This is a genomic window from Dietzia sp. DQ12-76, assembly GCF_014145045.1.
Lineage (GTDB): Bacteria > Actinomycetota > Actinomycetes > Mycobacteriales > Mycobacteriaceae > Dietzia.
Window position 1 is genome coordinate 7,003 of sequence record NZ_JAALDV010000361.1, and the last position, 6,035, is coordinate 13,037.

Annotated in this window: 5 protein-coding genes; 2 read left to right on the forward strand and 3 right to left on the reverse strand. The window is 70.5% G+C overall.

The features are described 5' to 3' along the window. The 3 genes from G6019_RS12255 to G6019_RS12265 form a co-directional block, all read right to left on the reverse strand. Positions 1 to 492 (reverse strand): sulfite exporter TauE/SafE family protein (locus G6019_RS12255; protein ID WP_182627698.1); only part of this gene is annotated, 492 nt, incomplete at its 3' end. A 42-nt stretch (positions 493 to 534) separates the two neighbouring features. After that, complete coding sequence (locus G6019_RS12260; RefSeq protein ID WP_107757677.1) at positions 535 to 1,131, reverse strand: rhodanese-like domain-containing protein; 597 nt, start codon at positions 1,129 to 1,131, stop codon at positions 535 to 537. A 106-nt stretch (positions 1,132 to 1,237) separates the two neighbouring features. Beyond that, positions 1,238 to 2,632, reverse strand: coding sequence for an MBL fold metallo-hydrolase (locus G6019_RS12265; RefSeq protein WP_182627700.1), 1,395 nt, complete (start codon positions 2,630 to 2,632; stop codon positions 1,238 to 1,240). Between the two features lie 196 nt (positions 2,633 to 2,828). On the opposite strand from G6019_RS12265, the gene G6019_RS12270 reads away from it, so the two are divergent. Both G6019_RS12270 and G6019_RS12275 read left to right on the forward strand, forming a co-directional pair. After that, a complete protein-coding gene (locus G6019_RS12270; RefSeq protein ID WP_182611890.1) occupies positions 2,829 to 5,333 on the forward strand; it encodes an MMPL family transporter in 2,505 nt (834 codons plus the stop codon). Then, complete coding sequence (locus G6019_RS12275) at positions 5,326 to 5,958, forward strand: TetR/AcrR family transcriptional regulator (protein ID WP_228549637.1); 633 nt, start codon at positions 5,326 to 5,328, stop codon at positions 5,956 to 5,958. Before G6019_RS12270 ends, G6019_RS12275 begins: the two co-directional genes overlap by 8 nt. Positions 5,959 to 6,035: the final 77 nt, after the last annotated feature.

A 6,035-nucleotide genomic window follows, 5' to 3' on the forward strand; every position in this document is an offset into this window, starting at 1 on the left:
CGGGACGACGAGGAAGCCACCGCCCGCGCCGACCAGCCCGGTCGCGGCGCCCACGACGAGTCCGTCGAGGAGGATCCGCCAGAGCGGGTGGTGGTGCGACTGGGTCGACGGGGCCTGACCGTTGCGGTCCCTGCGGCCCCGGATCATCGCGCCGGCGGTGGCGATCATCATGATCGCGAAGGCGACCATGAGAACGGTGCCGGGGATGTAGCCGCCGGCCAGGCCGCCGAGGAACGCGCCCACCATGCCGGCCGCGCCGAAGATCAGGCCCGTCCGCCACCGGACGTTGCCCTTCCGGGCGTGGCCGATGAGGCTGACCAGGGATGTGGCGCCCACGACGAACAGTGAGGTGGCGATGGCCTCCTTGGGGTCGAGTCCGCCGATGTAGGTGAGCAGTGGGACGACGAGGATGGAGCCGCCCCCGCCGAGCAGGCCCAGGGACAGGCCGACCAGGACGGCCAGCGCCACGACGATGATCAGGGTGATCTCCATGGCAGTGCCTTTCTCCGGCGGGGGCGCCGGGGTCGCGGTGGATCAGGGGCGGGTGGGCAGGGAGTCCAGGACGGACCCGAGACCGGGCTCGTCGGCCGAGCGGTTCCACGGCATCCGGGCCAGGGCCGCGGCCATGGCGCAGGAGTTGCTCGCGGCGGAGTACGTGAGCCCGGCGCCGATCGCTCCCGCCAAGTAGGCGAACTTCGGCGAGGCGAGCGTGGATGCGGTGACGCCGGCCAGGACGAGCGAGCCGGCGACCATCCGGACCTGTCTGTCCATCGCCCAGACGCCCTTTCCGCGGACGATCTCGCCACCGGCGGACTCGAACGCGGCGATCCCGCCGTCGAGGACGGTCACCGAGTCGGGGTCGACGCCCACGGCCTCGAGTCGTTCACCGGCCTGGCGGGCGCGGTTGCCCGACTGGCAGATCAACACGACCTGCCCGGGCAGGCGGGAGGCGAACTCCTCGCCGTGCTCCGCGAGCAGGGGCAGCGGCACGTTGTAGGAGCCGCGGACGTGGAGCGCGGAGAACTCGGCGCCGGTTCGCACGTCGATCACGGTGGGCGGGGTGTCGGAGTCCAACGCGTCGCGCAGGTCGGCGGGGGCGATGGTCGGGGCGTTGGTGAGGGTGGAGAGCATCGGGTGGTGTCAGCCCTTTCCTGTGGCGAGTGGGAGTGGCGGCGGGTCGCCGCGGAGCCGGGGGCCGGACGGGTGGTCCGGCCCCCGGGGTGTGGGGTGGGTCCGCTCAGGCGGGGACGAGGTTGCGTTCGGACCAGCCCGCGAAGCTGCCCTCGAGCTCGACCACGCGGTAGCCGGCGCGGCGGAGGGCGCTGGCCGCGACCGAGTTGCGCACGCCGCTCTGGCAGTACGTGACGATCGGCCCGTCGGTCGGCAGCCGGTCGAGGTTCCACAGGACCCGGCCGCCGCTGAGCTGCTCGGAGCCCGGGATGTGGCCGTCGGCGTGCTCGGTCTTGTTGCGGATGTCCAGGACCATCGCGGCGTCGTACGAGGCCAGCTCGTCGGGTCCGATCATCTCGGGGGTCGTCATCGGCAGCCCCTCGAAGGTGGTCGTGTAACCGGTGACCGTGTCGATGCCGACGCGCAGCAGGTGATCCCGCATCGTCTCGGCCGTCTCGGGTCCCTCGGCGAGGACGACGATCGGCGTGTCCTCCTTCTCGGGGTCGTAGACCCAGGCGCCGAAGGAGGCGGCCTTGTCGACGCCGGGGACGTTGAGCGCCCCGGGGACGGTGCCGGCGTGGACCTCGTCCTGGCCGCGGGTGTCGACGACGACGACGTCGTTCGCCTCCAGCGCGTCGGCCAGCTCGGAGATGCCGTACTCGCGCAGGGGGGCCAATGGCCCGAGCACCGCCGGGCCCTCTTTGTTCTGCCGCTTCATCCGACCGAAGTACGCGTGCGCGTCCGGCTGGCCGTCGAGCAGCTCGGAGACGAAGCCCTCCTCGTCGTCGTCGCTGACGTACCCCGCCCACCAGGCGTAGCGACGCTCGTAACCGACGCTGGTCGACGGAAGTGCACCGAGGGCCTTGCCGCAGGCGCTGCCGGAGCCGTGGCCCGGGAAGACCTGGACGTGGTCGGGCAGGGAGACGAACGACTCCTTCAGGCTGCGGAAGATCTGCGAGGCGCCGGCGAAGCGCGTGTCGATCCCGCCCGCGGCCTCGTCGAGCAGATCCGGTCGACCGAGATCGCCGGCGAAGACGAAGTCGCCGGTCAGCATGTAGCCGGGGGTATCAGCGAAGGCGCCGTCGGTGACGAGGAAGGACAGGTGCTCCGGGGTGTGGCCCGGGGTGTGCACGGCCTCGACCGTGATGTTGCCCAGCGTGAGCCGGTCCCCGTGGTGCAGCCGCTCGGCCTCGAAACCGTACTGCCAGTCGTCGCCGCCCTCTCCCGAGACGTAGACGGTCGCGCCGGTCGCCTCGGCGAGCTCGCGGGTGCCGGAGAGGTAGTCGGCGTGGATGTGGGTCTCGGTCACCGCGGTGATGGTCATGCCGTGACGGTCGGCCAGGTCGAGGTACTCGCGGATGTCACGACGGGCGTCCACCACCATCGCCTCGTTCCTGGCCTGGCAGCCGATGAAGTACCCGGCCTGGGCGAGGTCCTCGTCGTAGATGCGCTCGAGAAGCATCGAGATCTCCTTGTCGATCGGGGTTCGGGTGGGTGTACCCCGACCATACATACCCTGGGGGGTATCGGCAAGGCGGCGCGACAGCCTTGCTGGGGTGTCCTGCGCCACACCTTCTTGCACGGGCTGTGCAATCGTGCAGCGCTCATGCAAAACTGCGAAGGATCGCTACCAGCACCTACGCACCAGGAGCCAGCGCATGGCGTCATTCCTCTACCGCATCGGGCGGACCGCCTACCTCTTCAGATGGCGGTTCATCGCCGCCTGGGTGCTGGTGATACTCGGCGTCGGCACCGCCGCGGCCACGATGTCCCAGCAGACCAGCACCACCTTCTCGATCCCGGGCCTCGAGTCGATCGAGACCCAGGACGAGATGCAACAGAGGTTCGCCGGGGCGGGTGACCAGCTCGACGCGCCGACGGGGACCATCGTCATCCGCGCACCGGAGGGCAGCACCCTCGTCGATCCGGCGGTCACGGACGACGTCGACGACTTCCTCGGGCAGGTGCGGGAGCTGGGCTTCCTCGCCGACACCGATGCCATCGTCAACCCGGTGATCGCCGCCGAGGGGGTGGCGCAGCAGCTCACCGAGGCCCAGGCCGCCCAGGGGGTCCCGCAGGAACAGATCGACGCCGACATCGCGGCGGTGAGTCCGCTGAGCGCCGACCAGACCACCGGCACCGTCCAGATCCAGTTCGACGCGGACACGACCATGGACATCACCGCCGAGGACCGCGAGGCCTTCGCCGACGTGGTCGCGGCGCACGAGGGTGACCTGACCATCGCCTACTCCGGCAACGCTTTCCAACTCTCGGAGATCAGCGCCATCGGCGAGCTCATCGGCATCGCCGTGGCCGCGGTGATCCTGCTCATCACCTTCGGTTCGGTGATCGCCGCGGGGATGCCGCTGCTCACCGGGGTCATCGGCGTGGGGATCGGCATCGCGGGCATCTTCGCCGCCACGGCCTTCACGGACACGATCAACACCATGACGCCGACGCTGGCGTCCATGATCGGCCTCGCGGTGGGCATCGACTACGCGCTGTTCATCGTCTCCCGCTTCCGCACCGAGCTGGTCAAACACATCGGCGGCAACGATCTCGAGCCCGCGGAACTCGCCGCGAAGCTCAGGAGCATCGACGCGCCCACGCGCGCGCACCTGGCCGGGTTGGCGGTAGGTAAGGCAGGCTCCGCGGTGGTCTTCGCCGGGCTCACCGTCCTGGTCGCCCTCTCGGCCCTGTCCATCATCAACATCCCGTTCCTCACCGCGATGGCGCTGTCCGCAGCCGCGACAGTCGCCATCGCCGTCCTGGTCGCCATCACACTGCTGCCCGCCATTCTCGGCGCCGTCGGGATCCGGCTCTTCGCGGCCCGGGTCAAGGGCGTCAGGGCGCCCGACCCGGAGGACGAGAACCCGACGATGGGACTGACCTGGGTCCGCCGTATCCGCGCCCGTCCCGTCCTCTTCGCCACCGCCGGGATCCTGCTGCTCATCCTGCTGGCGCTGCCCGCCACGCAACTGCGGCTGGCCATGCCGTCGGACGGCACGATGGCCCCTGGTACCCCGAACCGCACGGCGTACGACATGACGGACGAGGCGTTCGGCCCCGGTCGTAACGCGCCCATGATCGCCCTCGTGGACACCCTCCAGGTGCCCGAGGAGGAGCGTCCGTCGGCGTGGGCCACCGCGGCGGCGGACATCCAGGCACTCGACGGTGTGCAGAACGCCCAGATCATCGAGACCAACGAGGCGGGTGACGCAGCCCAGGTCCTCATCACACCGGAGTACGGCGCCACCGACGAGCGGGCCGCGGACGTCCTCGCCGAGATCCGGGCCGGAGCCGCAGACTTCGAGCAGCAGACCGGGGGGACCTACTCCGTCACCGGCGTCAGCCCGATCTACGAGGACATCTCCGAACGACTCACCGAGGTCCTCATCCCGTACATCGCCATCGTGCTGGCCCTCGCGTTCATCCTGCTCATGCTGGTGTTCCGGTCGATCTGGGTGCCGCTGATCGCGGCGCTGGGCTTCAGCCTGTCGGTCGCGGCGACCTTCGGCATCACCGTGGCCATCTGGCAGGAGGGCTGGCTGGGGATCATCTCCGACCCGCAGCCGGTCATCAGCTTCCTGCCGATCATGCTCATCGGCATCGTGTTCGGCCTGGCGATGGACTACCAGGTCTTCCTCGTCACCCGCATGCGCGAGGGGTGGGTGCACGGTAAGACCGCGCACAACGCGGTGTCCAACGGCTTCAAGCACGGGGCCCGCGTCGTCACCGCCGCCGCGCTGATCATGATCAGCGTCTTCGCCGCCTTCATGACGATCGACGAGCAGTTCATCAAGGTGATGGGCTTCGCGCTGGCGATCGCCGTCCTGTTCGACGCCTTCGTGGTGCGCATGACGATCATCCCGGCGGTGATGTTCCTCCTCGGCGAACGGGCCTGGGGCCTGCCGCGGTGGCTGGACAGGATCCTGCCCGCGGTCGACGTGGAGGGATTGGCGCTCGAGGCCGAACAGGGCTCCGCCCGTGAGACCGCCGGGGAGCCGGGGAGCGGAGACGGCGACCGTGCCGGCACCGAGGCTGCGGTGGCCGCCGGACGGCACTCCGCCGAGACCGTTGTCGATCAGAGTCCGGGGCCGGGCAGGCACGAGCTGCCCGGTGACGCAGCCGGCGGTGATGCCGGGACGCGGTCCGATGGCTGACCTGCGCGCGCGGAAGAAGGCCGACACCCTCACCCGCCTCTCGGTGGCCGCGGTCGAACTCCTGGTCGCCGAGGGGCTGGACGGGGCGACGGTGTCCGCGATCGCCGAGCGCGCCGGGGTCTCCACCCGCACGTTCCACAACTACTTCGCCCACCGCGAGGACGCGTTCCTGCACTTCCTGCGCGAGCAGGTCGCCGAGTGGGTCCGTCGGGTGGACGGGGCGCCGGCGGGGATGTCGCCGCTCGATGTCCTGCGGTCGATATTCCGGGAGTCCCACGGACGATCGCAGGACGACATCGTCGCGGCGGAGAACCTTCTCGTGGTCGGAGAGCAGGTCATGCTGCTGCTGCGCACCGGGGAGCGGAGCTGCGCCGCCAACGTGCTCGATCCGTTGTACGCGGCCGTGCAGCGCCGGGCCCCGCATCTGAGTCCTTTCCGCGTCCGCGTGATCGTCGACCTGGGCCTCGCGGCGGGCGCGTCGGTCCTCCGGCACCAGCCGCCCGGGGGCGAGCCGGGCGGTGGGGAAGACGAACGGGACACGGTGATGGACGAGGCCTTCGACCTGTTCGAGAAGGGGGCCGGTCACGAGTTCCGGACGACCCCGGGTCAGGCGGTGACCGACTAGCGCGGTGTCCGACCCGGACGACATCCGGCCGCGGACCGGCGGGGCGGCCCGCAGCTGACCACCTCGCCGTCCACGCC